This is a genomic window from Kitasatospora sp. NPDC005856 (genome assembly GCF_040629945.1).
Classification (GTDB): Bacteria; Actinomycetota; Actinomycetes; order Streptomycetales; family Streptomycetaceae; genus Kitasatospora.
This window is the reverse complement of the sequence record NZ_JBEXWT010000224.1, coordinates 1-1,582: the sequence shown is the minus strand read 5'-3', so window position 1 is coordinate 1,582 and position 1,582 is coordinate 1. Positions and strand designations below refer to the sequence as shown.

The window sequence follows — 1,582 nt, the reverse complement described above, 5'->3', positions numbered from 1 at the left end:
CCCATGAGCAGGAAGAGGTCGGTGCTGCGGCTGCCGGCCCGTACCAGGGTGTCCGCGGTCATCGCGGGCACGCTGGTCGGGTCGCTGCTGCCGGCGCTGCCGCTGGCCGCCGTCGCGGCGGCCGCGGAACCGTACACCAAGCCCTCGGCGGTCTCGCCCGAGAAGCCGGTCAAGGGCTCGGACGCCAAGGCCAAGGGCCGCAAGGCCGACACCACCGTCAGCACGGCGGACGGCAGGCACGGCGCCCTGCCCGGCGCGGGCAGCGCCACCGTCGACGTGCCCGGCGAGAAGGGCAAGGGCGTCAAGGCCGGCACGCTGCCGGTCGCGCTCTCCTCCGCGGGCTCGGCGGGCAAGGCGAAGGTCGAGCTGCTCGGCCAGGACGCCGCCGCCAGGGCCGGGATCAACGGCGTGCTGCTGACGGTCACGGGCGCGGACGAGAACGGCGGCCTGGCCGTCGACTACTCGTCCTTCGCCCAGGCCGCGGGCTCCGGATTCGGCTCGCGCCTGAAGCTGGTGCGCCTGCCGCAGTGCGCGCTGACCACGCCCGAGCTGCCCGAGTGCCGGGTGCAGACCCCGCTGCCGGGTGGCAACGACGTCGCGAGGCAGACCGTCGCTGCGGACGCCCTGACCACGGCTCCGGCCGGGTCGATGCGCCTGCAGTCCACCTCCGGTGCGATGGTGCTGGCCGCCACCACCGGCAGCGCCGGCCCCAGCGGCGACTACAAGGCCACGCCGTTGTCGAGCGCGTCGAGCTGGTCGACCGCGCTGAACAGCGGCGCGTTCACCTGGTCGTACGACATGCCGCTGACCGCGATGCCCGGCGGGCTCACCCCGAAGCTCGGCCTGTCCTACAACTCCGGTGCGATCGACGGCCGCACGGCCAACAGCAACAACCAGGCCTCCTGGGCCGGCGACGGCTTCGACCTGTCGCCCGGCTTCGTCGAGCGCAGCTACAAGGCGTGCGCGGACGACGGTGCGCCGAAGACCGGCACGGTCAGCCCGGGCGACCTGTGCTGGGGCACGGACAACGCGACGATCAGCTTCGCGGGGCACTCCGGTGAGCTGATCCCGGTCTCCGGCGACGAGTGGCGGATCAAGAACGACGACGCCACCAAGGTCGTGCGCCTGCGGGACGGTTCTCGCGGCAACGGCGACAACGACGGCGAGTACTTCCGCGCCACCACCACCGACGGCACCAGCTACTACTTCGGCTACAACCGCCTGCCGAACTGGTCGGCGGGCAAGCCGGAGACCAAGTCCGTGTACACGGTGCCGGTGTTCGGCAACAACGCGGGCGAGCCGTGCAACGGCGCCGACTTCGCGTCCTCGTGGTGCCAGCAGGGCTGGCGGTGGAACCTGGACCTGGTGGTCGACGCCCACGGCAACGACATCACCTACTGGTACACCCCCGAGACCAACAACTACGGGCGCAACCTCAAGGCCACCGACCGCACCCCCTACGTGCGCGGCGGGCGCCTGGAGCACATCGAGTACGGCCAGCAGCAGGGCGACCTCCACTCGGCCACCGTCAAGCCGATGGGCCGGGTCGACTTCGGCACCGCCGAGCGCTGCCTGGAGACCA

General features: G+C 72.2%; 1 pseudogene. It reads left to right on the top strand.

The annotated features are described in order from the left end of the window. Positions 1–21 precede the first annotated feature (21 nt). A pseudogene (locus ABZ449_RS42105) lies at positions 22–1,582 on the top strand (sugar-binding protein); the annotation flags it as partial.